The organism is Jannaschia marina, assembly GCF_013404595.1.
Classification (GTDB): domain Bacteria; phylum Pseudomonadota; class Alphaproteobacteria; order Rhodobacterales; family Rhodobacteraceae; genus Jannaschia; species Jannaschia marina.
On sequence record NZ_JABVAX010000005.1, the window covers coordinates 84,927 to 108,776 of the forward strand.

General features: G+C 68.8%; 23 protein-coding genes. 10 read left to right on the forward strand and 13 right to left on the reverse strand.

Annotated elements, in window-relative coordinates:
• Positions 1-67 precede the first annotated feature (67 nt).
• Positions 68-670 carry a thymidine kinase gene (locus tag HSX43_RS10770; protein ID WP_179380133.1) on the forward strand — a complete coding sequence of 201 codons (603 nt, stop codon included), beginning with the start codon at positions 68-70 and terminating at the stop codon, positions 668-670.
• Between the two features lie 27 nt (positions 671-697).
• Here the strand turns inward: HSX43_RS10770 and HSX43_RS10775 are convergent, their stop codons facing one another.
• The 3 genes from HSX43_RS10775 to HSX43_RS10785 are packed head-to-tail and all read right to left on the reverse strand — an operon-like array spanning position 698 to position 3,217.
• A complete protein-coding gene (locus HSX43_RS10775) occupies positions 698-2,017 on the reverse strand; it encodes an 8-oxoguanine deaminase (RefSeq protein WP_179380134.1) in 1,320 nt (439 codons plus the stop codon).
• Positions 2,010-2,798: a histidinol-phosphatase gene (gene hisN / locus HSX43_RS10780; protein ID WP_179380135.1), complete on the reverse strand. Its 789-nt coding sequence runs from the start codon at positions 2,796-2,798 to the stop codon at positions 2,010-2,012. The genes HSX43_RS10775 and hisN overlap by 8 nt, the downstream gene beginning before the upstream one ends.
• 38 nt (positions 2,799-2,836) lie before the next feature.
• Positions 2,837-3,217, reverse strand: a complete 381-nt coding sequence (locus tag HSX43_RS10785) for a helix-turn-helix domain-containing protein (protein WP_179380136.1) — start codon at positions 3,215-3,217, stop codon at positions 2,837-2,839.
• A 302-nt stretch (positions 3,218-3,519) separates the two neighbouring features.
• Between HSX43_RS10785 and HSX43_RS10790 the strand changes: the two genes are divergently transcribed.
• Together HSX43_RS10790 and HSX43_RS10795 are read left to right on the forward strand one after the other, a co-directional pair.
• A complete protein-coding gene (locus HSX43_RS10790; RefSeq protein WP_179380137.1) occupies positions 3,520-4,479 on the forward strand; it encodes an NADPH:quinone oxidoreductase family protein in 960 nt (319 codons plus the stop codon).
• Complete coding sequence (locus HSX43_RS10795) at positions 4,476-5,240, forward strand: hypothetical protein (protein WP_179380138.1); 765 nt, start codon at positions 4,476-4,478, stop codon at positions 5,238-5,240. Before HSX43_RS10790 ends, HSX43_RS10795 begins: the two co-directional genes overlap by 4 nt.
• Here HSX43_RS10795 and HSX43_RS10800 read toward each other — a convergent pair.
• Entirely contained in the window at positions 5,230-6,120 is an 891-nt protein-coding gene (locus HSX43_RS10800) for a LysR family transcriptional regulator (RefSeq protein ID WP_179380139.1), read from the reverse strand. The two genes, HSX43_RS10795 and HSX43_RS10800, sit on opposite strands and share 11 nt — an antisense overlap.
• Positions 6,121-6,366: 246 nt before the next feature.
• Here HSX43_RS10800 and HSX43_RS10805 point away from each other — a divergent pair, with 246 nt between their 5' ends.
• Together HSX43_RS10805 and HSX43_RS10810 are read left to right on the forward strand one after the other, a co-directional pair.
• Positions 6,367-7,149: a Bax inhibitor-1/YccA family protein gene (locus tag HSX43_RS10805; protein WP_179380140.1), complete on the forward strand. Its 783-nt coding sequence runs from the start codon at positions 6,367-6,369 to the stop codon at positions 7,147-7,149.
• A 104-nt stretch (positions 7,150-7,253) separates the two neighbouring features.
• The gene (locus HSX43_RS10810) at positions 7,254-7,577 is read left to right on the forward strand and encodes a VOC family protein (RefSeq protein WP_179380141.1); all 324 of its coding nucleotides are present in this window, start codon (positions 7,254-7,256) and stop codon (positions 7,575-7,577) included.
• On the opposite strand, the gene rodA is transcribed toward HSX43_RS10810, so the two are convergent.
• From rodA to HSX43_RS10835, 5 genes are read right to left on the reverse strand one after another with little or no spacing between them, the layout of a single operon-like run.
• Positions 7,578-8,744: a rod shape-determining protein RodA gene (rodA, locus tag HSX43_RS10815; protein ID WP_179380142.1), complete on the reverse strand. Its 1,167-nt coding sequence runs from the start codon at positions 8,742-8,744 to the stop codon at positions 7,578-7,580. It lies immediately after the preceding gene.
• Position 8,745: 1 nt separating this feature from the next.
• On the reverse strand, positions 8,746-10,689 hold the full coding sequence (mrdA, locus tag HSX43_RS10820; protein WP_179380143.1) for a penicillin-binding protein 2: 1,944 nt from the start codon (positions 10,687-10,689) through the stop codon (positions 8,746-8,748).
• A 47-nt stretch (positions 10,690-10,736) separates the two neighbouring features.
• On the reverse strand, positions 10,737-11,264 hold the full coding sequence (locus HSX43_RS10825; RefSeq protein ID WP_179380144.1) for a hypothetical protein: 528 nt from the start codon (positions 11,262-11,264) through the stop codon (positions 10,737-10,739).
• A 1-nt stretch (position 11,265) separates the two neighbouring features.
• Positions 11,266-12,183 carry a rod shape-determining protein MreC gene (gene mreC, locus HSX43_RS10830; RefSeq protein ID WP_179380145.1) on the reverse strand — a complete coding sequence of 306 codons (918 nt, stop codon included), beginning with the start codon at positions 12,181-12,183 and terminating at the stop codon, positions 11,266-11,268.
• A 6-nt stretch (positions 12,184-12,189) separates the two neighbouring features.
• Positions 12,190-13,227, reverse strand: coding sequence for a rod shape-determining protein (locus HSX43_RS10835; protein WP_179380146.1), 1,038 nt, complete (start codon positions 13,225-13,227; stop codon positions 12,190-12,192).
• A 190-nt stretch (positions 13,228-13,417) separates the two neighbouring features.
• Between HSX43_RS10835 and HSX43_RS10840 the strand changes: the two genes are divergently transcribed.
• Positions 13,418-14,269, forward strand: a complete 852-nt coding sequence (locus HSX43_RS10840) for an arsenate reductase/protein-tyrosine-phosphatase family protein (RefSeq protein WP_179380147.1) — start codon at positions 13,418-13,420, stop codon at positions 14,267-14,269.
• Positions 14,270-14,278: 9 nt separating this feature from the next.
• Here HSX43_RS10840 and HSX43_RS10845 read toward each other — a convergent pair whose 3' ends face one another.
• The 3 genes from HSX43_RS10845 to HSX43_RS10855 all read right to left on the reverse strand — a co-directional run bounded on the left by HSX43_RS10845 (position 14,279) and on the right by HSX43_RS10855 (position 17,223).
• Complete coding sequence (locus HSX43_RS10845; protein WP_179380148.1) at positions 14,279-14,683, reverse strand: hypothetical protein; 405 nt, start codon at positions 14,681-14,683, stop codon at positions 14,279-14,281.
• Positions 14,684-14,688: 5 nt separating this feature from the next.
• Positions 14,689-16,287, reverse strand: coding sequence for a 2-isopropylmalate synthase (locus HSX43_RS10850; RefSeq protein ID WP_179380149.1), 1,599 nt, complete (start codon positions 16,285-16,287; stop codon positions 14,689-14,691).
• A 165-nt stretch (positions 16,288-16,452) separates the two neighbouring features.
• A complete protein-coding gene (locus tag HSX43_RS10855) occupies positions 16,453-17,223 on the reverse strand; it encodes an SdiA-regulated/phytase-like domain-containing protein (protein ID WP_235962620.1) in 771 nt (256 codons plus the stop codon).
• 110 nt (positions 17,224-17,333) lie between these two features.
• On the opposite strand from HSX43_RS10855, the gene HSX43_RS10860 reads away from it, so the two are divergent.
• From HSX43_RS10860 to HSX43_RS10870, 3 genes are all read left to right on the forward strand, one after another.
• Positions 17,334-17,981 carry an SDR family NAD(P)-dependent oxidoreductase gene (locus HSX43_RS10860; RefSeq protein ID WP_179380150.1) on the forward strand — a complete coding sequence of 216 codons (648 nt, stop codon included), beginning with the start codon at positions 17,334-17,336 and terminating at the stop codon, positions 17,979-17,981.
• Positions 17,975-19,504: a cryptochrome/photolyase family protein gene (locus tag HSX43_RS10865; protein WP_179380151.1), complete on the forward strand. Its 1,530-nt coding sequence runs from the start codon at positions 17,975-17,977 to the stop codon at positions 19,502-19,504. Before HSX43_RS10860 ends, HSX43_RS10865 begins: the two co-directional genes overlap by 7 nt.
• 115 nt (positions 19,505-19,619) lie before the next feature.
• Positions 19,620-20,249, forward strand: coding sequence for a hypothetical protein (locus HSX43_RS10870; RefSeq protein WP_179380152.1), 630 nt, complete (start codon positions 19,620-19,622; stop codon positions 20,247-20,249).
• On the opposite strand, the gene HSX43_RS10875 is transcribed toward HSX43_RS10870, so the two are convergent.
• Positions 20,246-21,727, reverse strand: a complete 1,482-nt coding sequence (locus tag HSX43_RS10875) for an MORN repeat-containing protein (RefSeq protein ID WP_179380153.1) — start codon at positions 21,725-21,727, stop codon at positions 20,246-20,248. The two genes, HSX43_RS10870 and HSX43_RS10875, sit on opposite strands and share 4 nt — an antisense overlap.
• 150 nt (positions 21,728-21,877) lie before the next feature.
• Here HSX43_RS10875 and HSX43_RS10880 point away from each other — a divergent pair, with 150 nt between their 5' ends.
• Positions 21,878-23,542, forward strand: coding sequence for an NAD+ synthase (locus HSX43_RS10880; protein WP_179380154.1), 1,665 nt, complete (start codon positions 21,878-21,880; stop codon positions 23,540-23,542).
• Positions 23,543-23,850 lie beyond the last annotated feature (308 nt).

Below are 23,850 nucleotides of genomic sequence, written 5' to 3' on the forward strand. Positions count from 1 at the left end.
TCCCTCGCTTCTGGGGGCGACACATCCCGGCCCTTGCGCCCCCCTGCGGCAGGCGGCAACAGGGATCATGGCCAAGCTCTACTTCCACTACTCGACGATGAACGCGGGCAAGAGCACGCTGCTCTTGCAGGCGTCCTACAACTACATCGAGCGGGGGATGCGGACCTACCTGCTGACGGCGAATTTCGATGACCGCGCGGGCACGGGCCGCATCGGGAGCCGCATCGGCATCTCGGCGGCGGCCGACACCTATGCGGCGACGACCGATCTCTACAAGATGATCGCCGCGCGGCTGGCCGAGGGGCCCTGTGCCTGTGTCTTCCTCGACGAGGCGCAGTGGCTGTCGAAGGACCAGGTCTGGCAACTCGCCCGTGTGGTGGACGACCTTGGCGTGCCGGTCATGGCCTACGGGCTCCGGGTGGACTTCCGGGGCGAGCTCTTCCCCGGCTCGGCGGCGCTTCTGGCGCTGGCCGACGACCTGCGGGAAGTGCGCACGATCTGCCACTGCGGGCGCAAGGCCACGATGGTGATCCGCGTCGGCGCGGACGGCAAGGCGCTGACCGAGGGCGCGCAGGTGGAGGTGGGCGGGAACGACCGCTACGTGAGCCTCTGCCGCCGCCACTTCCGCGAGGAGATGGGCGACCGGGTGCCGCCCGAGGCACCGGTCTAGGACGGGCCGGGCGCGCCCCTATCGCGCCTACCCCATCAACTCCGCGAGCGCGCGCTCGGCCCGCTCGATCAGGACGGGCAGGTCCACCGTCGTCACCCGTCCGTCGCGCACGACCCGGCGGCCTTCGACCAGGAGGTCGCGCACGCGGCGCGGGCCGGCGAGGAGGAGGGCCGCACGGTCCCAGCTGCCGGCGCTTTCGACGCCGCGCAGGTCCCAGATGGCGACGTCGGCGCGCAGGCCCGGCGCGAGGCGGCCGATGTCGTCGCGCCCGAGCACACGCGCGCCGCCCGCCGTCGCGACGTCGAGTGCCTCGAGCACCGAGAGCGCATCGGCCCCACGCGTGACCCGCTGCAGGAGCATCGCCTGCCGGGCTTCATCGAGCAGATCCGCCCGGTCGTTCGAGGCCGAGCCATCGACGCCGAGGCCCACGGGCACCCCCGCATCCAGCATCCCGCGCAGCGGGGCCACGCCCGAACCCAGCCGGCAGTTGGAACAGGGGCAATGGGCGACGCCGGTGCCCGTGCGGGCGAAGAGGTCGATCTCGGCCCGGTCGAGTTTCACGCAATGCGCGTGCCAGACGTCGTCGCCCGTCCAGCCGAGATCCTCGGCGTATTGGCCGGGGCGGCAGCCGAAGGTGGCCTCGGAATAGCGGACGTCCTCGTCGTTTTCGGCCAGGTGGGTGTGGAGGCGCACGCCCTTGTCGCGTGCCAGCAGCGCCGCGTCGCGCATCAGCTCCCGGCTGACCGAGAAGGGCGAACAGGGGGCGACGCCCACGCGGCACATGGCACCGGGCGACGGGTCGTGGAAGGCGTCGATGACGCGGATGCAATCCTCGAGGATCGCCGCCTCCCCCTCGACCAGCGCGTCCGGCGGAAGGCCCCCGGCGCTCTCGCCGATGGACATGGCCCCGCGCGTCGGGTGGAAGCGCAGGCCCACCTCGGCGGCGGCACGGATCGTGTCCTCGAGGCGAGTGCCGTTCGGGAAGAGGTAGAGGTGATCGGAGGAGGTGGTGCAGCCCGAGAGCGCGAGTTCGGCGAGGCCGATCTGCGTGGCAAGGTGGACATGCTCCGGCGTGAAGCGCGCCCAGATCGGGTAGAGCGTCCTGAGCCAGCCGAAGAGAAGCGCGTCCTGCCCGGCGGGCACGGCGCGGGTCAGCGTCTGGTAGAGGTGATGGTGGGTGTTCACGAGGCCGGGCGTGACGAGGCAACCCGTCGCGTCGATGACCTCGCCCTCCGTCCGTAGGCCCGTGCCGACGGCCGCGATCACACCATCGCGGACGAGGATATCGGTGGCCCCGGCTGCGTCGGCGAGGAGGCGCTCCGCCCCCCGGATCAGCACCTCAGCCATCGAGGAGGGCGAGCGCCGCGGCGTGCAGTTCGGGCGTGGCCGCCGCGACGCAGGTGCCGCCATCGTGGGCCGGGCCGCCTTGCCAGTCGGTCACCACACCGCCCGCCGCCGTCACAAGCGCGACGGGAGCCGCGATGTCGTAGGGTTGTAGACCGGCTTCGACCACGAGGTCGATCTGACCGGCGGCAAGGAGAGCGTAGGCGTAGCAATCCATCCCGTAACGCGTCAACCGGCAGGCCCCGGCGACACGAGCGAAAGCGTTGCGTTCGGCGGGCGTGCCCACTTCGGGGAACGTGGTGAAGATCGTCGCGTCGCAGAGAGCCGTGGTGCCCCGCGTCCGGATCGGCCGGACGGTGTCGCCCCGACGGTAGGTCGCGCCCTCCGCCGTTCCTTCGAACCGCTCGCCGATGAAGGGTTGGTCGATGAGGCCATAGAGGGGACCGTGGGCGTCGCGCAGCGCGATCAACACGCCCCAGGTCGGGGTGCCGGAGATGAAACCGCGTGTGCCGTCGATCGGATCGAGCACCCAGGTCAGGCCGCTCGTCCCCTCGATGGCTGCTGCCTCCTCCCCGAGGATGCCGTCGTCCGGGCACCGCGCGCGCAAGATCTCGCGCATGGCGGCTTCCGCCTCGCGATCGGCGCGGGTGACCGGGTCGAATTCGGCCGACTTCGTGTCGACGGCGAGGGCCGTTCGAAAGTGCTTCAGAGTCACGACACGCGCGGCATCGGCCATGGCATTGGCGACCGCGCGCGTCTCGTCATCCGGGATCTTTCGGCTCATGGAGCGGGGGTCGCACCCGCCCGAGCCGGGGTCAAGGCTCAGCCGGTCGCCGAGCGCGAGCCGGCGGGCGCGTCCGACAGGACGCGGGCAAGGTCGAAGAGCTTGCGCCGCTGGTTTTCGGGCATGGCGTAGTAGGCCCGAATGAGTTCCATCGCTTCCTTGTCAGAGAGGAAGTCGTAGCCTTCGCCGGCCTGCGCGTCGTCGTTGAGGCCTTCGAAGAAATGCCCGACCGGCACCTCCAGCGTCTCCGAAATCTCCCAAAGACGGGAGGCCGAGACACGGTTCATCCCCGTCTCGTATTTCTGGATCTGCTGGAACTTGATCCCGACCTTCTCGGCAAGTTGCTGCTGGGTCATACCAACGATCCAGCGGCGGTGACGGATACGTTTGCCGACGTGAATATCAACGGGATGTTTCATTTACACTGCTCCTTCCGAGCGCAGTCCGCTCCTCCAGGGGTTACAACTCATGAGGGAGGAACGAACCGTACCTGCAATTTGTTCACGCAAAGACAGGTTTGGAAATACTCCGCAAACGTTAGACGTCGTTGCATAAGTGCAGGACTCAGCGAGGATTTTTGCGGTTTTGGCAGTCTCGCAAAAGTTGAATGATGACTGTTTGCAAGACCTTGCAAACCCTCTGCCGCCCGTATCGACTGCGTCTCTGACGCCTTCGGGCGGCCTGAAAATAGTTACAATCCTCTTAAGATCGAGGGACAGAAATGCGCGCATATGTTGTAAACGGGCCGTCTTCGGCCGGTCTGGTGCAGGATGCGACGCGCCCGACTCCTGATTCGGGGGCCGTCGCGCTTCGGATCGAGGCCACCGGGCTCAACTTTGCCGACCTCCTGATGGTCAAGGGCACCTACCAGGCGACGCCGCCGACGCCCTTCGTGCCGGGCCTCGAGGTCTGCGGCACGATCACGGCGGTCGGACCCGACACGCAGGCCCCGCCCGTGGGCACGCGCGTCGCCGTCTTCGGGGGCCAGGGTGGATTGGCCGAGGCCGGCGTCTTTCCGGCCGACCGCCTCGTGCCGGTGCCCGACGCCATGCCGTCGGACGTGGCCGCCGGCTTCATCGTCGCCTGGTCGACGAGCCACCTCGTCCTCACCCATCGCGCGCGGCTCAGGCCGGGCGAGCGTCTTCTCGTCCTCGGGGCCGCCGGGGGCGTCGGGCTCACGGCGGTGGAGCTCGGCGCGAAGATGGGGGCGGAGGTCATCGCCGTCGCCCGCGGGGCCGACAAGCTCGAGATCGCGCGCGCGCACGGCGCGCACCACCTGATCGACGCCGAAGCCGAGGACCTGCGGGACCAGATCAAGGCGCTCGGCGGGGCGGACGTGGTCTATGATGCCGTCGGCGGCGACCTTGCCAAGGCGGCGTTCCGCGCCACCAATCGCGGCGGGCGCTATATCGTGATCGGCTTCGCGAGCGGCACCGTGCCCGACTTCCCGGCGAACCACCTCCTCGTTAAGAACATCGACCTGATCGGCTTCTACTGGGGCGGCTACATGGACTTCGACCCGAAACCCCTGACCGACAGCATCGCCGCGCTCTTCGAGATGTACGCGGCGGGCGAGATCCGGCCGCACATCAGCCATGTCGTGCCCCTCGACCAGGTGGAGGACGCGCTGGAGCTTCTGCGCAGCCGCCGCAGCACCGGCAAGGTCGTGGTGACCCCGTGACGGAGGCGGTCGCGGGGGCCTGGCGCGGGGGCAGTGCGATCTTCCTCGCCGCCCTGCGCAGCATCTTGGCGCGGCCACGGCTTGCCGTGTTGCTCTACCTGCTGTTCGTCGTTGTCGATTTCGGGATCACGGAGGCCCAGGCCCAGCTCGACAGCGCCCTCCTCGGTTTCCTGATCGCCCTCGCCTTCGCCGTACTGGTGGCCGCCATCGCCTGCATCTGGCACCGGGCGGTTCTGACGCCCGGCGCGGCGGTGCCCGGCACACGGGCGGTGCTCCATTACGCGCTCGCCTATCTCGTCCTTGGTATCGTAGGCTTTCTGGCGCTCGCCCCCTTCGCGATGGCCTATTGGTATATTGGCGTCGCCTTCGGTTTCTCGCGCGGGATGTTCGATGCGGTCGTCGGAACGGGGGGCCTCCTGCCCGCGGGCGTCGTCAGCTACGCGATCGGGGCCTGGCTGTTCCTGATGCTGATCTGGCGGATCGGACTCGGGCTGCCGCATATTGCGCTCGGTTGCGGCGACGTCTCCTTCGCGGAGAGTTGGCGGCGGACGCAGCCGATCGCCGGGTCCGTCGTGACGCTCGCGCTGATCGGGGCGGTGGCCCAGCTGCCCTTCGCCTTCGTGGGCTTTGCCCTGCCCTATGACACCGACGCCCTGCCCTATTGGGTGGTCAGCCTCGCCTCCAGCCTCGGCTACGGCGTGGTCGTCGTGGTGGGTGCCGCGATCCTGACGGAGCTCTACCGGCGCACCGCTAGCCGCTGACGAGCTTCGGGCGCGGCAGCGTCGGGCGGACGGCGCGATAGGTGTCGCGGATGATCTCCAGGAGGCAGTCGCGGGCCGGGTCGGGCGCGGCAGGTGCCACGTAGAGGCCGATCGCCTGATCCCCAATCTCGGGCAGCGCACCACCGTGGGGGATCGGGGCCATCTCGGGCGTGTCGAAGCCGTCGAGGACGACATGGCAGGCGAGATCGGCGCTCACGCTGGCGTCGACGGCGCGGCTGCTGTCGGCGGTCATCGCCATGGCCCAGGGAATGTCGGCGGCGTCGAGCGCATCCTGCGCGCGGGTGCGGAAGGTGCAGTCGCGGGCGAAGGCGAGTTGCAGGGGTCGCTGCCGCCACATCGTGCCGTTCTCCGCGCCGACCCAGACGAGCGGCAGGCGCACGATCTCCTCGCCGCCGTCGGTGATCTGGTTCTCGGTGGTCAGGATGACGTCGCAGGCCCCGTCGGCGAACATCTCCTTGAGCTTGCCCGTGACGCTGGAAATGAGGGTGATGGTGACGCGCGGGTATTCCGCGTTGAACGCCCGCAGGATCGCCGGGATGCGACGCGGCACGATGTCGTGGGGGACGCCGAGGCGGATCTCGCCCTCGGGCGCGCTGTCCTTCATGCGATCGAGGAGCTCGTCGTTGAGGACGAGCATCCGGCGCGCGTAGGCCAGCACCTGCTCGCCCTCGGGGGTGAGCGTCACGCCCCGCCCGGTGCGGTCGAGGAGCTGCCGGTCGAGCGCCTCCTCCAGCCGCTTGACCTGCATCGAGACCGCCGATTGCGTCAGATGCAGGATCGCCGCCGCCCGCGTGACGCCGCCGGTGGCGGCGACGGTGGCGAAGGCGCGCAGGGCGGTCAGGTCGAGATTGCGGGCCATGGGGCCTCCTTTCGCGCCGAGCCTAGCAGCGCGGGCGACGACGCGGAAATGGAATGACGTGATGGCTCGGATCACGGATGGCGATGGCTCCATAGGGCTGCACTGCACTTTCGATAGGTAATATCAATCGAAATGCCCCAAAACCGCCCGATTGGCAGCTTGAAAACCGGGCGCGCGCCTCCGATATTCAACACCGAGGAGGTCCGTCCGGATCTCCACCCGAACGTTTCCTTCTGGAGGAGCCCAATGGCACAATACGACGCCCTGCAGACCGGTGCGATCAGCGGCGCCCGCGCCGCCGAGATCGACCAGGGCCTGCGCGCCCACATGAACAAGGTCTACGGCACGATGTCCGTGGGCATGCTCATCACCTTCGCCGCCGCGTGGGCGATTTCCGGTCTCGCGGTTACGACCGACGCCGGCCTCGCCGCCGCGCAACTGCCGAACGGCACGTTCCTAACGGACATGGGCGTCGCGCTCTACGCCTCGCCGCTGCGGTGGGTCCTGATGTTCGCCCCGCTGATCTTCGTCTTCGGCTTCTCGGCCATGATCAACAAGATGTCCGCGGCCACGGCGCAGATCGTCTTCTACGCCTTCGCCGCCGTCATGGGCATCTCGATCAGCTCGATCTTCCTCGTGTTCACCGGCACCTCGATCGCGCAGACCTTCCTCGTGACCTCGATCGCCTTCGCGGGCCTGTCGCTCTGGGGCTACACCACGAAGAAGGACCTGTCCGGCATGGGCACGTTCCTGATCATGGGTGTGATCGGCCTGATCGTGGCGATGGTCGTGAACCTCTTCCTGCAGTCCGGCCCGCTCGCCATGGCGATCTCGGCGCTCGGTGTCCTGATCTTCGCGGGCCTCACGGCCTACGACACGCAGTCGATCAAGACCGAGTACATCCAGCACGCGGTCCACGCGGACAGCGAGTGGCTCGGCAAGTCGGCGATCATGGGCGCGCTGCGTCTCTACCTCGACTTCATCAACATGTTCATGTTCCTGCTGCAGTTCCTCGGCAATCGCGAGTGATCTTCGGCACATGACCGGATCGGGCCGCCCTTCGGGGCGGCCTTTTTCGTTGTCCGGGTGTCGCGGCGGAGCCTATGCTGGGGCTCTTCCCTGGAAGGTATCCCATGAACATCGACTACATCGAATTCACCTCCCCCGAAGTCGAAGAGACGCAGGCGTTCTTCGCCGCGGCCTTCGGCTGGTCCTTCGTCGACTACGGGCCGGACTATCGCGACATCCAGGGAGCCGGCACCGGCGGCGGGATCGAGCGCGGGGCGCTCCGGCCGCCGCTCATCGTGCTGCGCACCGGCGACCTGGAAGGTGCGCTGGCGGCGGTGAGCGACGCGGGCGGCACCATCACGAAGGCGATCTTCGAGTTTCCGGGCGGCCGCCGCTTCGAGTTCACCGAACCCGGCGGCACCGCCATGGCCGTCTGGAGCGAGAGCTGATCAGCGTTTCAGGAGCCGCCCCTCGCCCTGCGCGCGGGGGCGGTGCACATGGGCCGATTGCACGATCCCGAAGGCCAGCATCAGCACGAGCATCGCCGAGCCGCCGTAGCTGACGAGCGGGAGCGGGACGCCGACGACCGGGGCCATGCCCATGACCATCGACATGTTGACGGCGAAGAAGAGGAAGAACGCCACGGCGATGCCGAGGGTCGCGAGCGAGGCGAAGCGATCCTTCATCCGGAGCGCGGAGACCACGCAGAAGGCGATGATGAGCATGTAGAGCGCCAGGAGGCTCATGCCGCCGATGAGGCCGAATTCCTCGGCCAGTGTGGTGAAGATGAAGTCGGTATGCTTCTCGGGCAGGAAGTTCAGACGCGCCTGCGTGCCCTGCATGAAGCCCTTGCCCGTCCAGCCGCCGGAGCCGAGCGCGATCTTCGACTGGGTGATGTGGTAGCCCGCGCCGAGCGGGTCGGTGTCGGGGTCGAGGAAGGTGTCGATGCGGCGGTACTGGTAGTCCTTCAGGAGCTGCCAGGTCGTGCCGCGCGATTGCAGCACCGCCGTCACCAGCCCCGCGCCGGCCGCGATCACGGTGGCGAAATAGGCCCAGTGGACGCCCGCGAGGAACATCACCGCACCACCCCCGGTCAGGAGCAGGATCGACGTGCCGAGGTCGGGTTGCTTGAGCACGAGCGCCGTCGGGATGCAGATGAGGAGGACCGGGATGATGACCCAGACGGGGCGGCTGACGCGGTCGGCCGGAAGCCAGTCGTAGTAGGCCGCGAGCATCAGCACGAGCGTCACCTTCATCAGCTCCGACGGCTGCAGCCGCATGAAGCCGAGGTCGATCCACCGCTGTGCGCCGCCGCCCGTCGCGCCGACGAATTCCACCGCGAGGAGGAGGAGAAGTGTCCCGCCGTACATCACCGCCGAGATGTTGCGCCAGAACCAGATCGGGATCATCGCGACGACGAGCATGATGCCGAGGCCCATGACGAACCGCTGCATCTGCGGCTCGGCCCACCGCCAGTCGCCGCCCGCGACCGAGTAGAGGACGAGGAAGCCGATCGAGGCGACGGCCGTGACCAGGAGGATCAGGCCCCAGTTCAGCGCGAGGATCTTGCCCGCCCCCGAGGGGACGCGGGCGACGTTGTACTCGAGATAGCTCATCTCACGCCTCGGAGGTTCCGGCCGGCCGGCGCACGACGCTCGGGTTCAGTGCAAGGCCTGAGAAGCGTTCCTCGATCTCGCCGCGCTGCCCGCTCGGGTAGGCGTCGAGGGGTGGGACGCCGCCCGCGAGCGCATAGAGCATCACGTCGCGCGCGACCGGGGCCGCGGCCTTGGAGCCGCCTCCGCCGTGCTCGACCACGACCGAGATCGCGTATTTCGGATCGTGGTAGGGGGCATAGCCGACGAAGAGCGCGTGGTCCCGTCGGTTCCACGGCAGATCCTCGTTGCGGAACACCCCGGCGCGACGCTCGGCGGCAGTGATGTTGCGGACCTGGCTCGTGCCGGTCTTGCCGGCCCATTTGGCCCCGGCGATCTCGAAACGCGACCGTCCGGCGGTGCCGCCGCGGGCGTTGACGACCTGATACATCCCGTTGCGGACCATATCGAGCCAGCTGCGGGGCAGGTCGAGCGCCTCCTTGACGCCCGAAGGCCGCGCGACGCCATCGACCGAGCGTACGAGACGCGGCGTGACCTCCAGGCCGCTGGCCAACCGCGCCGTCATCACGGCGAGCTGAAGCGGAGAGGCCAGCACGAAGCCCTGCCCGATGGAGGCGTTGAGGCTGTCGCCGATGACCCAATCCTCGCCCCGGGCCGTGCGCTTCCAGTCCCGGTCGGGGATGAGCCCCTCGTTCACGGAGGTCATCTCCATGTCGAAACGCGTGCCGAGGCCCAGCTTGCGCGCCATGGCGGCGATCCGGTCGATCCCGGCCTTCTGCGCCAGCTCGTAGTAGTAGACGTCGCAGCTCTCGCGCAGGGACTTGGCCGCGTCGACCCAGCCGTGCCCCCCCCGCTTCCAGCAGTGAAAACGCCGGTTCGACACCGTAAGGTGGCCGGGGCAATAGAAGGTCTCGTTCGGCGTCACCTCGCCGGCCTCGAGCGCGGCGAGGAGCGTCACCATCTTGAAGGTGGACCCCGGCGGATAGAGGCCCTGAACGATCTTGTTGTGGAGCGGGCGGTGATCGTTGTCGCGCAGCACCGCGTAGTCGGGCACGCTGATGCCGGTGACGAACTTGTTGGGGTCGTAGCTCGGCGAGGAGACGGCGGCGAGCACGTCTCCGTTGCGCACGTCCATGACGACCGCGCTCGCCGATTCCTGCCCAAGACGCGCCTGGGTGAAGTTCTGCAGGCCCGCGTCGATGGTCAACCGGAGATCGCGGCCCGAGGTGCTCTCGGTGCGGCCGAGTTCCCGCATGATGCGCCCGGCGGCGTTCTGTTCCACCCGGCGCGCCCCGGCCTTGCCGCGCAGCACGCCCTCCATCTGCCGCTCGACGCCGAGTTTGCCGATCTGGAACTGCGGCGTCTGCAGGAGGGGATCGGGTTCCTCGGCGGTCTCGATGTCGCGCTCGGAGACGCGGCCGACGTAGCCGACGACATGCGCATAGTCCTGCCCGAGCGGGTAGACGCGGCTGAGCCCCACCTCGGGGGTTATGCCCTGCATCGCGGGCACGTTGACGGCGATGGTCGACAGCTCCTCCCACGTCAGGCGGTCGGCGAGCGTGACGGCCTGGTGCGGGCGCCGGTCCATCTCTCGCAGGGCGCGCTGAAGCTGGGCCTCGTCGAGCCGCACGAGCCCGCGCAGACGGGTGATGACCGCATCGACGTCGTCGGCATCCTCGCGGATCATCGAGACGCGGTAGATCTGTTCGTTGCCCGCAAGCTCCACGCCGTTGCGATCGTAGATGATGCCGCGCGCGGGCGCGATCAGCCGCACCTTGATCCGGTTCTCCTCGGCCAGCAGGAGGAACTCGTCCGCCTGATCGACCTGTAGGTGCCGCATCCGCCCGAGAAGCAGCGCGCCGAAGCCGAGCTGCGCCCCGCCGATCATCAGCGCCCGACGCGAGATGCGGCGACTCGAGAGAGAGATGTCCTGTGCGTTGCGTTTCATGGCAGTCCCCGTTCCATCCCCGTCGCGGACGACGCAGGCCCGCCCGGTCAGGCGCGCGTGCCCAGCGTGTCGAGCTCCCCGGGGGCGAGCCGGCGCACGCCGATCACCTGCGAGAGTATCGCGACCGGAGGGTAAAAGACAATCGTGGCAAGGGCGTGCAACCCCTGTCCGAGGATCGGCGGTGTTTCGGCAAGAAGCAGCACGAGGATCAGGTGATCGACCGCATATGCCCCCGCCACGAACCCGGCGACGAGCCCGACCTCGGACCAGAAGGGCAGCGCCTCGGCGTGGTCGACGCGCCGGCGCAGAAGCTCGCTCATCAGCAGGATCACCAGCGTCCAGAGCCCGAGGGGCCGCATCAGGAGAAAGTCGCTGACGAGGAGGACCGAAACGAGGAGCCAGACCGGCACGTAGTCGGGCCGGCGCAGCACCCAGGCCGCCGTCATGCAGACCACGAGGTCCGGCCCCGGGACGGCACCCTCGCCCGCGCCGAAGGGGAGGAGCGCGACGAAGATCACCAGCGCCGAGAGGCCCGCGAAGATCAGGCGGTACCGCCAGACGGCCTTCGTCCCCATCTCAGCCCCCGTTCGCCGGCAGCACCTCGCCCGGCGCGGGCGGGCCCTGCACGGGCCCGGGTGCCGGCGGCAGGAGCGCGCCGGTCGTGCCGATGTCCTGCGCCTGCCGGGTGCGGAGCACGCGCAGGAACTCGAGCCGGCTGAGGTCGGCAGACATGCGCACCCGAAGCCGCCCGTCGGCCCCGCGCACGACCTGCCCGACGGCAAGGTCGGGCGGGAAGACACCGCCGTCGCCCGAGGTGACGATCCGGTCGCCCGCGCGCACGTCCTCGGGGTTCTCGACGAACTCGAGCACCGGGGCGGCGGTGGTGTCGCCCGCGAGGATCGCGCGCTTGCCGGAGGGCTCGATCGTCACCGGCACGCGGCTGTTGCCGTCGGTCAGCAGGAGCACGCGCGCGGTGCGCCCCCCCACGCCCGAGATCCGGCCGACCACGCCGAGGCCGTCCATCGCGGCCCAGCCGTCGCGGATGCCGTCATCGGCCCCGATGTTGAGGAGGACCGAGCGGCGGAAGGGCGACCCCGAGTCGGTCAGCACCACGCCCGTCACGTAGGTCAGCTCGGGCGAGAGCCGGACTTTGTTGAGGTCGAGGAGACGCGCGTTCTCCTGCTCCAGCTGGATCGCGGCCTCGCGCCAGGCCTTCATCTGCTGCAGCTCCCGGCGCAACTCCTGGTTCTGTTCGTAGACGCGGGCGTAGCCCTCGAAGTCCTCGATGAGGCGGCCGGCCCAGGTGACGGGGGCAAGGGCCCATTCCATATTGGGCACAATGCGGTCGACCATGGCCGCACGGATGCGCTCCGCGCGCGGGTTGTCGATGCGCCACAGCAGCACCAGCGCGACCAGCACCACGCAGACGAGCGTCAGGAACAGCCGCCGGAGCGGGCGACCGTAGACGTCTTCTCCGGGGCGGGTCCGCGCCATCGCGGATCAACTGTCGTAGTCGATGACGTGGCTCAGCTGACGCTCGTATTCCAGCGCCTTGCCGGTGCCCAGCGCCACGCAGTTGAGGCTCTCGTCGGCCACGGAGATGTTCAGACCCGTCTGCTCGCGCAGGGCGAGGTCCAGCTCGCCCAGGAGCGCGCCGCCCCCGGTCAACATCACGCCCCGGTCGACGATGTCGGCGGCCAGATCGGGCGGCGTCGATTCGAGCGCGGTCATCACGCCCTCGCAGATCTGCTGCACCGGCTCGGCCAGCGCCTCGGCGACCTGCGCCTGGCTGATCTCCGTCTCCTTCGGCACGCCGTTCAGGAGGTCACGCCCCCGGATGTGCAGCACTTCGCCGCGCCCGTTCTCGGGCATTCGCGCGGTGCCGATCTCCTTCTTGATCCGCTCGGCGGTGGATTCGCCCACGAGCAGGTTCTGATGGCGGCGCAGGTAGGAGATGAGCGCCTCGTCCATGCGGTCGCCGCCGACGCGGATCGAGCGGGCATAGACGATGTCTGCGAGGGACATCACCGCGACCTCGGTCGTGCCGCCGCCGATGTCGACGACCATCGAGCCGGTCGGATCGGTGATCGGCATCCCCGCTCCGATGGCCGCGGCGATGGGCTCGGCGATGAGCCCCGCCTTGCGCGCGCCGGCCCCCAGCACCGACTGGCGGATGGCGCGTTTCTCGACCGGGGTGGCGCCGTGGGGGACGCAGACGATGATCTTGGGCTTCGTGAAGGTCGAGCGTTTATGGACCTTGCGGATGAAGTGCTTGATCATCTCCTCGGCGGTGTCGAAGTCGGCGATGACCCCCTCGCGCATGGGCCGGATCGCCTCGATCGAGCCGGGCGTGCGCCCGAGCATCAGCTTCGCGTCCTCGCCCACGGCCAGCACTTCCTTGCGGCCGGCCTTCATATGGTAGGCGACGACCGACGGCTCGTTCAGCACGATCCCCTTGCCCTTCACGTAGACCAGCGTGTTGGCCGTACCGAGGTCGATGGCCATGTCCGAACTGAACAGGCTTCCGAAGATATTCATTCCACGTTCCCCAAAACCGTCCCAGCCCCGTGGCGGCAGACCCGGGGCGTTTGGGGCGGTTTAACGGAGGTGGGCGTCGGTTGAAAGGGGACGGTTCGGGACGATGCGCGGCGGATCGCCGGAAACAGGGTCACTGAGGCCCCCGGCACTACGATCTTGCGGCAATCATTATTTCGAATATACTAGAAATATGGAATCACTGAACTCGCCGGCGGACGCGCTCGCCCTTCTCGGACATCAGGGCCGTCTCGATGTCTTTCGCCTCTTGATGGCGCGCCACCCCGATGCGCTGCCTGCGGGCGAGATCGCGGCCGTCCTCGCAGTGCCGGCCAGCACGCTGTCGTCTTATCTCGCCGCTCTGCACCGTCAGGGGCTGATCTCGCGCCGGAGAGAGGCGACGACCTTGCTCTACAGCGCGAACCTGCCCGCGGTGCGTGCCCTCTTCGACGGGTTGATGCGCGACTGCTGCCGCGGCCGCTACGACCTCTGCCTGCCTGTGTTCCCCAAGCCCCTTCAGGGAGATACGAAAATGACCGATCGCAAGTACTCCGTCCTCTTCGTCTGCTCGGGCAATTCCTCACGCTCGATCTTCGCCGAAAGCATCCTGCGCGACATCGCCGGCGATCGCTTCGAGGCGTTCTCGGCCGGTGTCGCCCCGCACTCCACGCTCAATCCCTTCGCGGTGAAACTGCTCGAGTCGAAGGGTCTCGACACGCGCCCCCTGCGCGCCAAGAGCATCGGCGAGTTTCAGGGCCCGGACGCGCCGCCGCTCGATTTCGTCTTCACGGTCTGCGACGTTGCGGGCAACGAGGTCTGCGCGCCCTGGGCGGATTGCCCGGTCACCTCGCAGTGGAGCACCGCGGACCCGGTCAAGGCGACCGGCACGGACGGCGAGCGGAGTCTCGCGTTCCAGCGCGCCTACGGGGCCCTGCGCAACCGGATCGTCACGTTTACAGCCCTGCCGATCGAGACGCTCGACCGGATGGCGGTGCAGTCCGCCGTCGACGAGATCGGCCGGCAGGATGATGTGGCCCCTGCCTAGGGGCAGGTTTCAGGCCCCGACGTCCGAGCGCAGGCAGGCGATTTTGAACTCGAAGGCGATGACCTCGCCCTCGAACATCTCCACGGTGACGGGGCTCTTGCAGCCGCTCGCGGTCGTGGCCGTGCCCTTTACGGTGGTTCCGACGCCCATCTCGGCGGAGTAGCTGGTGAAGGAGGTCGTCTCGAAGGGCTCCAGCCGGTCGGCCTCGGCGCGGAGCCGCTCAAGCGGCCAGTCGGCCGCGAGGCCGGGCACCATCGCGGCGCGCGCGGCCTCGGGATCGGAGAGGAAGTCGATCACGAAACCGCGGGCCAGTGCCCGCCCGTCGGCCGTCAGATGCAGCACGCCCCAGACCCCGCCGCCGGCGAGAAGGCCGATCCCGGCGAGGGCAAGAAGGACGATCTGCCAGACCTTCATCGGGGCTACCCCGCGTCCTTGTAGGAGATCTCGCGCGCGTCCTTGCCGGCCTTCTCGCGCCGCACCAGCAGGCGGTTGAGGGCGTTCACGTAGGCCCGGACGCTTGCCACCACGGTGTCGGTGTCGGCGGAGCTGCCCGAGACGATGCGCCCCTCCTCCTCCATCCGCACGGAGACGGTGGCCTGCGCGTCGGTGCCCTCGGTGACCGCCGAAACCTGATAGAGTTGCAGCCGCGCATTGTGCGGCACGAGCGCCTTGACCGCGTTGAAGGCCGCGTCGACCGGGCCATCGCCCGTGGCCTCGGCCGATTGCGCCGCGCCGTCGATCGTGAGCGTCAGCTCGGCCTCCTGCGGGCCGTCGGTGCCGCAGACCACGCGCAGCCGCTCGACCCTGATGCGGTCGTCGCCCGCCCGCTCCTCGGCCTGCATAAGCGCGACGAGGTCGTCGTCGTAGACTTCCTTCTTCTGGTCGGCCAGGGCCTTGAACCGCACGAAGACGTCCGAGAGCTGGTTGTCGGCGAGCTCGTAGCCCAGCTCCTTCAGCTTCGAGCGCAGCGCGGCGCGGCCCGAGTGCTTGCCCATGACGAGCGAGGTCTCCGAGAGGCCCACGTCCTCGGGGCGCATGATCTCGAAGGTCTCGGCGTTCTTGAGCATCCCGTCCTGGTGGATGCCGCTCTCGTGGGCGAAGGCGTTCTTGCCGACGATGGCCTTGTTGTACTGCACCGCGAAGCCGCTCACCGCCGCCACGCGCCGAGAAATCGCCATGAGCTTCCGGCTCTCGACGCCGGTGGTGAAGGGCATGATGTCGTTGCGCACCTTGAGGGCCATCACGACTTCCTCCAGCGCGGTGTTCCCCGCCCGCTCGCCCAGGCCGTTGATCGTGCATTCGATCTGCCGCGCCCCGCCCTCGACGGCGGCCAGCGAGTTGGCCGTCGCCATGCCCAAGTCGTTGTGGCAATGCGTGGCGAAGATGACGTCGGCCGCGCCGGGCACCTCGGCGATCAGGCGGCGGATGAGCTCCGCGCTCTCGTTCGGGGCGGTATAGCCGACGGTGTCGGGGATGTTGATCGTCGTGGCCCCGGCCCTGATGGCGATCTCCACGACGCGGGCGAGGTAGTCCCATTCCGTCCGGGTCGCGTCCATCGGCGACCATTGCACGTTGTCGCAGAGGTTGCGCGCGTGGGTCACCGTCTCGTGGATGCGCTCGGCCATCTCGTCCATCGTGAGGTTCGGGATCGCGCGGTGCAGGGGCGAGGTGCCGATGAAGGTGTGGATGCGGGGGCTTTTCGCGTGTTTGACGGCCTCCCAGCAGCGGTCGATGTCCTTGAGGTTGGCGCGCGCGAGGCCGCAGATCGTGGCATCTTGCGCGTTCTTCGCGATCTCGGAGACGGCGGCGAAATCGCCGTCGGAGGCGATGGGGAAGCCCGCCTCGATCACGTCGACGCCCATCTCGTCGAGCATCTGGGCGATCTCCAGTTTCTCGGCGTGGGTCATGGTCGCGCCCGGCGACTGCTCCCCGTCGCGCAGGGTCGTGTCGAAGATGATGACGCGGCCCGCGCCGGCGGCGGCCTTCGTCTGTTCGGGGGTCTGATCGGGGGTCGTCATGGCGAAGTCCTCTGGCTGTCTTGATCCTGTCCGGCGCTGCATCCCTCCCGAGCGGTCGCGCCGAATGGCACGCTCAGGAGCGGGTAAGAAGCAGGTCCAGGATCATGCGGCTCTTCGTCATGGGCGCAGGATACGCAAAGACCCGGCGATGTGAAGCCCCGAAAGTCAGAAGAGCATGCAATCGGCCCCGGGCGGCAGGGGGGCGGCCCCCTCGGGCAGCGTGGGCGCATAGTCGAAGGTCACGATCTCGGCTCCGCCGTCGAAGGCGATGAAGAGTTGGCCCGAGCCGGGCCGGATCGCCACGCCCTCGGGGTCGTCGCCGTATTCCCAGAGGCTCACGCGGGCCAGGAACGCCCCCTCGGCATCGAATTCGTAGAGGCTGTTGGAGCCTTCGCGGTCGTCCACGATCAGCATGTGGCCGGTGCGCGGGTCGATGGCGATGCCCTGCGCCTCGCTCAGGGGCGGGTCGAGGTCCATCGTGTCGATGCGCTGCGTCAGGCGACCTTCGGGCGTGAACCACGACAGCCGCTCCGGGTCGTCCTCGACCGTGACGAGCTGGCCGTCGGCGGCGACCGCGATGCCCTCGGTATCGGCCCAGCCGTCGGAGACGCCGAAGGGCTCCCCCAGCGGGATACCGTCCTTCGTCACGCGCTGCAGCGATCCGCTTCCGTCGCCGAGGATCAGGTGATCGCCCTCGATGGCAATGGCCTTGATGCGGGCCATGTCGCTCGTGATGCGGCGCAGCTCTTCGCCCTGCAACGTCACGAGAATCGCCTCGGGCCCCTCGTTCGCGATCCACAGGCCGCAGAACGTCGGGTCGTAGTCGAGGCTGGCCGGGCGGTTCAGGTCGTAGCGCCCGGTCTCCGTCAGCTCCAGCGCCGGCACCGGGCCGGCGGCGAGCATCAGGGGGATGGACAGTGTCAGGAGTATACGCATCCTCGTCTCCTTCCGAGTCAGGATGCGGTGCGTCCGGCAGCCCGTCAATCGCCCCGGCGTTGCGGCTCGCGCCACTGGACCTGCTCCGACCCCCGCCTATTTCGCCCGGGATGACACATGCCCTCGTTCTCGGGGCCTCGGGCGGCATCGGTGCCGCTCTGGCCGATCACCTCTCCGCCGATCACGACGTCACGCGGCTATCGCGCAGCGACGACGGTCTCGACGTGACCGACGAGGCCAGCGTCGAGGCCGCGCTCGCCGATCTCGCGCCGGTCGATATCGCCTTCGTCGCGACGGGCATCCTCGCGCCCGAGGGCGCGGAACCCGAGAAGTCGCTCGATGCGATCGCCGCCGAGGCCCTTGCACGCACCTTCGCCGTCAACGCCATCGGCCCCGCGCTCGTCCTCAAGCACCTCGCGCCCAAGCTGACCGACGCGGCCCGCGTCGGTGTCCTGACGGCACGCGTGGGCTCCATCGGCGACAACCGCATGGGCGGCTGGTACGCCTATCGCGCCGCCAAGGCCGCAGCGAACCAGATCACCCACGGGGCGGCGATCGAGATCGGGCGCAAGCGCAAGGGCGCGGTCGTCGTCGCGCTCCACCCCGGCACGGTCGAGACGCCCTTCACCGCGGGCTACAAGGCCAAGAAGGTCACGCCGACGGAGGCGGCGGCGAACCTCGTGCGTGTGCTGACGGAGCTCGCGCCCGAGGACACGGGCGGCTTCTTCGACTACGCGGGCGAGCGCATCGAATGGTGAGCCGCCTGATCCTCGTGCTGGGCGACCAGTTGTCGGACGATCTCTCGGCCCTGCGCGAAGCGTCGAAGGAGACGGACGTGGTCGTCATGGCCGAGGTGCAGGCCGAAACGGACTACGTGCCGCACCACCCGCGCAAGATCGCCTTTCTCTTCGCCGCGATGCGCAAGTTCGCCGCGCATCTGAAGACCGAGGGCTGGAGCGTGCGCTACACCTGCCTCGACGACGCGGAGAACACCCAGTCGATCCCCGGCGAGCTGATCCGCGCGGCGGAAGCGACGGGGGCCGAGGAGGTCATCGCGACCGAGCCCGGGGAGTTCCGGTTGATCTCGGCTCTCGAAGAGTGCCCCGTTCCCGTTCATCTCTTCCCCGATGACAGGTTCCTGTGCTCCCATACCGAATTCGAGGGCTGGGCCGAGGGCCGCAAGGAGCTCCGGATGGAGTGGTTCTACCGCGAGATGCGGCGCAAGACCGGGCTGATGATGGAGGGGGACAAGCCCGCGGGCGGTAAGTGGAACTACGACCACGACAACCGCAAGCGCGCGCCGAAGGGTCTCGCCCCGCCGGGGCCGCTGCGCCACGCGCCCGACAAGATGACCCGCGACGTGATCGAACTGGTGCGCGCGCGCTTCGGCAACCGCTGGGGCTCGCTCGACGACTTCTGGTTCGCCACCACCCGGGAGGAGGCGCAGGCGAGCCTCGCGCATTTCGTGGAGCACTCCCTGCCGACCTTCGGCGACTATCAGGACGCCATGGTAGCGGGCGAGCCCTTCATGTTCCACGCGCTGCTGTCGCCCTACATCAATGCCGGGCTTCTGGGCTGGCGCGAGGTCTGCGAGGCGGCGGAAGCCGCGTGGAGCAAGGGCGACGTGCCGATCAACGCGGCCGAGGGCTTCATCCGGCAGATCATCGGCTGGCGCGAGTACATCCGCGGCGTCTACTTCCTCGAAGGCCCGGACTATCCGACGCGCAACGAACTTGGGGCCACCCGCGCCCTGCCCGATTTCTACTGGGACGGCGACACCGACATGGCCTGCGTCTCGGAGGTGGTGCGGACCACGATGGCCGAGGCCTATGCCCACCACATCCAGCGGCTGATGGTGACGGGCAACTTCGCGCTGCTTGCGGGGCTCGACCCCGGGCAGGTCAGCGAGTGGTATCTGGTCGTCTACGCCGATGCCTACGAATGGGTGGAAGCACCGAACGTCGTCGGGATGAGCCAGTTCGCCGACGGCGGCGTGGTGGCCTCCAAGCCCTATGTCTCGGGCGGCAACTACATCAACAAGATGTCGGATTACTGCAAGGGATGCGCCTATTCCGTCAGCACGAAGACGGGCGACGGGGCCTGCCCGTTCAACCTGCTCTACTGGGATTTCCTGAACCGGCATCGGGCGCGCTTCGAGGGCAACCCTCGCATGGCCCAGATGTATCGGACCTGGGACAGGATGGACGAGGACCGGCGCGAGACGGTGCTGGCCGAGGCAGGCGCGCTCCTCGACCGGCTCGACGCGGGGCAGCGCATCTGATGCGGGGGACCGCATCTGAGGCACGACAAGACCGCCGATTTACCCGACACACGCCGCAATTGTGCCGCGTCCGTCCGCCACCTTCGGGGCAAGAAACGCGACCCGAGGCTTCGACATGCAACTCGACCGACTGATGACCAAGACCGTGACCCGCCTCGCCAAGGCGGGCATCGCGGGGCTGCGGCAGACCCCGGCGACCGAGCGGCCCGCGAAAGCCCCCGCGGGCGATCTGCGCGGCTCCGGCAGCTGGGCGAACGAATGGGCCGGGGCCCGCGCCGCCGTCGCCCGCGCCAAGGCCATGGCAACCCCGGCGAAGGCCCGCAAGGCGAAGGCGACGCCGGCGCAGGACGCGCCTGCCGACACCATCCCGGAAGGCACGGTGCGGGCCAGGCCGCTGATGTCGACCCGCGACGTGAAGCTGCACAACTGGATCGCCGACCGCCTGGAGGCCGAGGCCCCCTGCTGCTCGCTCCATGCGGGTGTGGCGCTCGGCTCGTTCCTGACGGCCGACACCGCGCATGAGAGCCACGATCCGCTCGCCGGTCTCGCCGCAGACATGCTCATCATCGACGAGACCGGTCAGCCGATCGCCGCGCTCATCCGCGAGGATGCCGCGGATCCGTCAAAGCAGCTTCTGCTGATCGACGCGCTGCTCGACGCCGACGTACCGATCATCGACATCCAGCCGCGCCCCTCGCTCGCCAAGCTCTGGGACGCGATCGCCGAGGCGCTGCCCGAAGGCTAACCGTCGCTGCCCGCGGGGGCCGGTGTGCCCGGAGCCTCGGCCCCTTCGGCTGCGGGCGGTGTTTCGACCGGAGCGACATCGGCACCGGCGGCCGGGGCCTCGCGCTCGGCCAGCGCCCCGTCCGCCCACCGCCCGGTCTCGACCTGGCCGGTCGCGTATTCCATCGTCCCCGGCCCCTCGCGCCGCCCGGCCACGAAGGAGCCGGTGTAGACGTCGCCGTTGGCATAGGTCGCCACGCCCTCGCCGTGGATCTCCCCGCCCTGCCAGCCGCCGGTATAGGTAAAGCCGTCGGCCATCGTGATCGTGCCCTGCCCCGCGCGCTGCCCGCCCGCGAAGCCACCCGCATAGACCGTGCCGTCGGCATAGGTCGCACGGCCCTCGCCGTCGCGCAGCCCCTCGGCCCATTCGCCCTCGTAGCGGTAACCGTCGGAGAAGGTCATCACGCCCTGCCCGTGGTTCTGCGCGTTCTTGAAGCCACCCTCGTAGATCAGGCCATTGGGATAGACCGCCCGGCCCTCGCCCTCGATCACGCCCCCGACCCAGTCGCCTTCGTAGGTGGCACCGTCGACATAGGTGATCTTGCCCGTCCCATGGGCCAGATCGTCGGCGAAACTGCCGACATAGACCGAACCGTCGGGATAGGTGACCTCGCCCTCGCCCTCGATCCGGCCCGCGACCCACCCGCCGGTGTAGACATAGCCGTCGGTGCCCCGGAACGTCCCCTCGCCGTGGCGCAGGTCGTTGGCGAAGGTGCCCTCGTAGGTGTCGCCGTTGGCATAGGTGACCTTGCCCGTCCCCTCGCGCTTGCCGGCGACGAGCGTGCCCTCGTAGACGTCGCCGTTCGCCTGCCGCAGGGTGCCGGTGCCGTTGATCTGCCCGTTCTCCCAGGTGCCCTCGTAGGTCAGACCGTCGGGCGTGCGCAGCGTCCCCTGCCCCGAACGGACGTTGCCGGCCATCTCGCCCTCGTAGGTGGAGCCGTCGGGATAGGTGATGCGGCCCGCGCCTTCCTTCCGGCCGGCGACCCAGCCGCCCTCGTAGCGATAGCCGTTCGGGGCCTCCATCACGCCCTGGCCGTCGTGGACGGCGTTCTCGAAGCTGCCGGTGTAGCGCGTGCCGTTGGCGTAGTCGGCGACGCCCTCGCCCTCGATCCGGCCGTCGACCCATTCGCCGGTATAGGTCGCCCCGTCGGCGAAGGTGATCGTGCCCGTGCCGTTCGGCTCGCCGCGGGCGAATTCCCCCTCGTAGATCGAGCCGTCGGGGAACTGCGCCCGGCCTTGGCCCACGATCTCGCCGTTGGCCCATTCGCCCGTGTAGGTGTAGCCCGACGGCAGCGTGTAGGTGCCCGTGCCGTGCTGCTTGCCGTCGAGGAACGTCCCCTCGTAGACGCCCCCGCCGTCGTATTGCTTGGTGATGACCTCCTGCGCGCCGGCCGCCTGCGCCGCCATCGCCAGGAGGACTGCTCCGATCAGCCTCTTCATGCCCTGCCCCCTGTGCCTGTTCTTGGCGCAGAGGCTAGGGAATACGGCCCGGTCAGGCAACGCAAGAAGCTGCGCCATATGGCCGTCGGCGCTTCCCCCCACCGCCGCCGCGCGCTAGGTGCCCCGAGGCAGCACGCACCAGAGGCCTCGATGACCGACACTTTCCGCCTGACGCTCGCGCAGTTGAACCCCGTGATGGGCGACCTCGAGGGCAACGCCGACCGCGCCCGCGCCGCCTGGGCCGAGGCACGTTCCGCCGGGGCCGACATGGTCGCCCTGCCGGAGATGTTCCTCACGGGCTATCAGCCGCAGGATCTCGTGCGCAAACCGGCCTTCGTCGCCCACGCGCGCGACGTTCTGATGCGGCTCGTGGCGGACTGCGCCGATGGCCCCGCGCTCGCCCTCGGCCTCGCCCATTGGCCGGAGGGGGAGGAGAAGCCCTTCAACTCCTACGTCGTCGCGCAGGGCGGCACGGTGGTCGCCGAGATCCACAAGCACCACCTGCCGAACTACAAGGTCTTCGACGAGAAGCGGTTCTTCCTCTCCGGCGACGTCTCCGGTCCCTATTCCATCGGGCCGGTCCGCCTCGGCACGCCGATCTGCGAGGACGCCTGGTTCGACGACGTGACGGAGACCCTGGCCGAGACCGGTGCCGAGATCCTGCTGGTGCCGAACGGCTCGCCCTATTTCCGAGGCAAGCAGGACGTGCGCTATGGCCACATGGTCGCGCGCACGGTCGAGACGGGTCTGCCGCTCGTCTACCTCAACCTCGTCGGCGGGCAGGACGACCAGGTCTTCGACGGGGCGAGCTTCGTGCTCAACCCCGGCGGGGCGCTGATGCAGCAGCTCGGCTCCTTCGCCGAGGAGATGCGCCACGTCGACTTCACCCGCACGGCCGACGGCTGGCGCGCGCAGGAGGGCGAGAAGGTCGCGCAACCGCATGGCCCAGGTGCCGACTACGCGGCGATGGTGTGCGCCCTGGGCGACTACATGGGCAAGGCCGGGTTCGAACGCGCCATCCTCGGCCTCTCGGGCGGCGTCGACTCGGCGCTCGTCGCGGCGATCGCCGTGGATGCGCTCGGGCCGGAAAACGTGCATTGCCTGATGCTGCCGTCGGAATACACCTCCGAACATTCGCTCGAGGACGCACGCGGCGTGGCCGAACGGCTCGGCTGCCGGCTCGACACCTTGCCCATCTCCGGCCCCCGTGCGGCAGTGACCGAGGCCCTCGGGCCGCTCTTCGAGGGCACGACCCCGGACCTGACGGAGGAGAACATCCAGTCGCGCCTGCGCGGTCTCCTGCTGATGGCGATGTCGAACAAGTTCGGCGCGATGCTCCTGACCACGGGCAACAAATCCGAGGTGGCCGTGGGCTACGCCACGATCTACGGCGACATGTCGGGGGGCTACAATCCGGTCAAGGATCTCTACAAGACCGACCTCTTCGAGGTCTGCCGCTGGCGTAACGCGCAGACGGAGCACGATTTCGCGGGACCGACGGGCGAGGTCATGCCGCCGCGCGTGATCGACAAGCCGCCCTCGGCCGAGCTGCGGGCGGATCAGAAGGACGAGGACAGCCTGCCGCCCTATCCGGTGCTCGACGACATCCTGAAACGGCTCATCGACGAGGAGCAATCCGTCGCGGAGGTCGTCGCCGCCGGCCACGACCGCGAGACGGTGAAGCATGTCGAACGGCTGATCTACCTGTCGGAATACAAGCGCTTCCAGTCCGCCCCCGGCGCGCGGCTGTCGCAGCGGGCGTTCTGGCTCGACCGGCGCTATCCCATCGTCAACCGCTGGCGCGATCCGTCCTGACCGACCGGTGCCCACGGTCGGCACCATGCGTATTTCGGGCCAGAGGAAGTCGGAGGGAGCGCCCCGCGCCCGGCATTCGCTTGGCGGCACGGGCCGCGGGGCGAGGAGCGGGCGATGCCCGTTTCCACTGGCGCGGTCATCGGCTCGCCAGCCTGTACCGCGGGGGTCTTCTGACACGGTGACCTTTAACAACTGGTTATCGTGACGGCGACACATCGACCGTCCCAGGATCCGGACAATCAATCAGCATCTACGACACGGCACATGCCAAGGTCGCCCGATGCCATCCCGTCTCCCGCCCTTCCCAC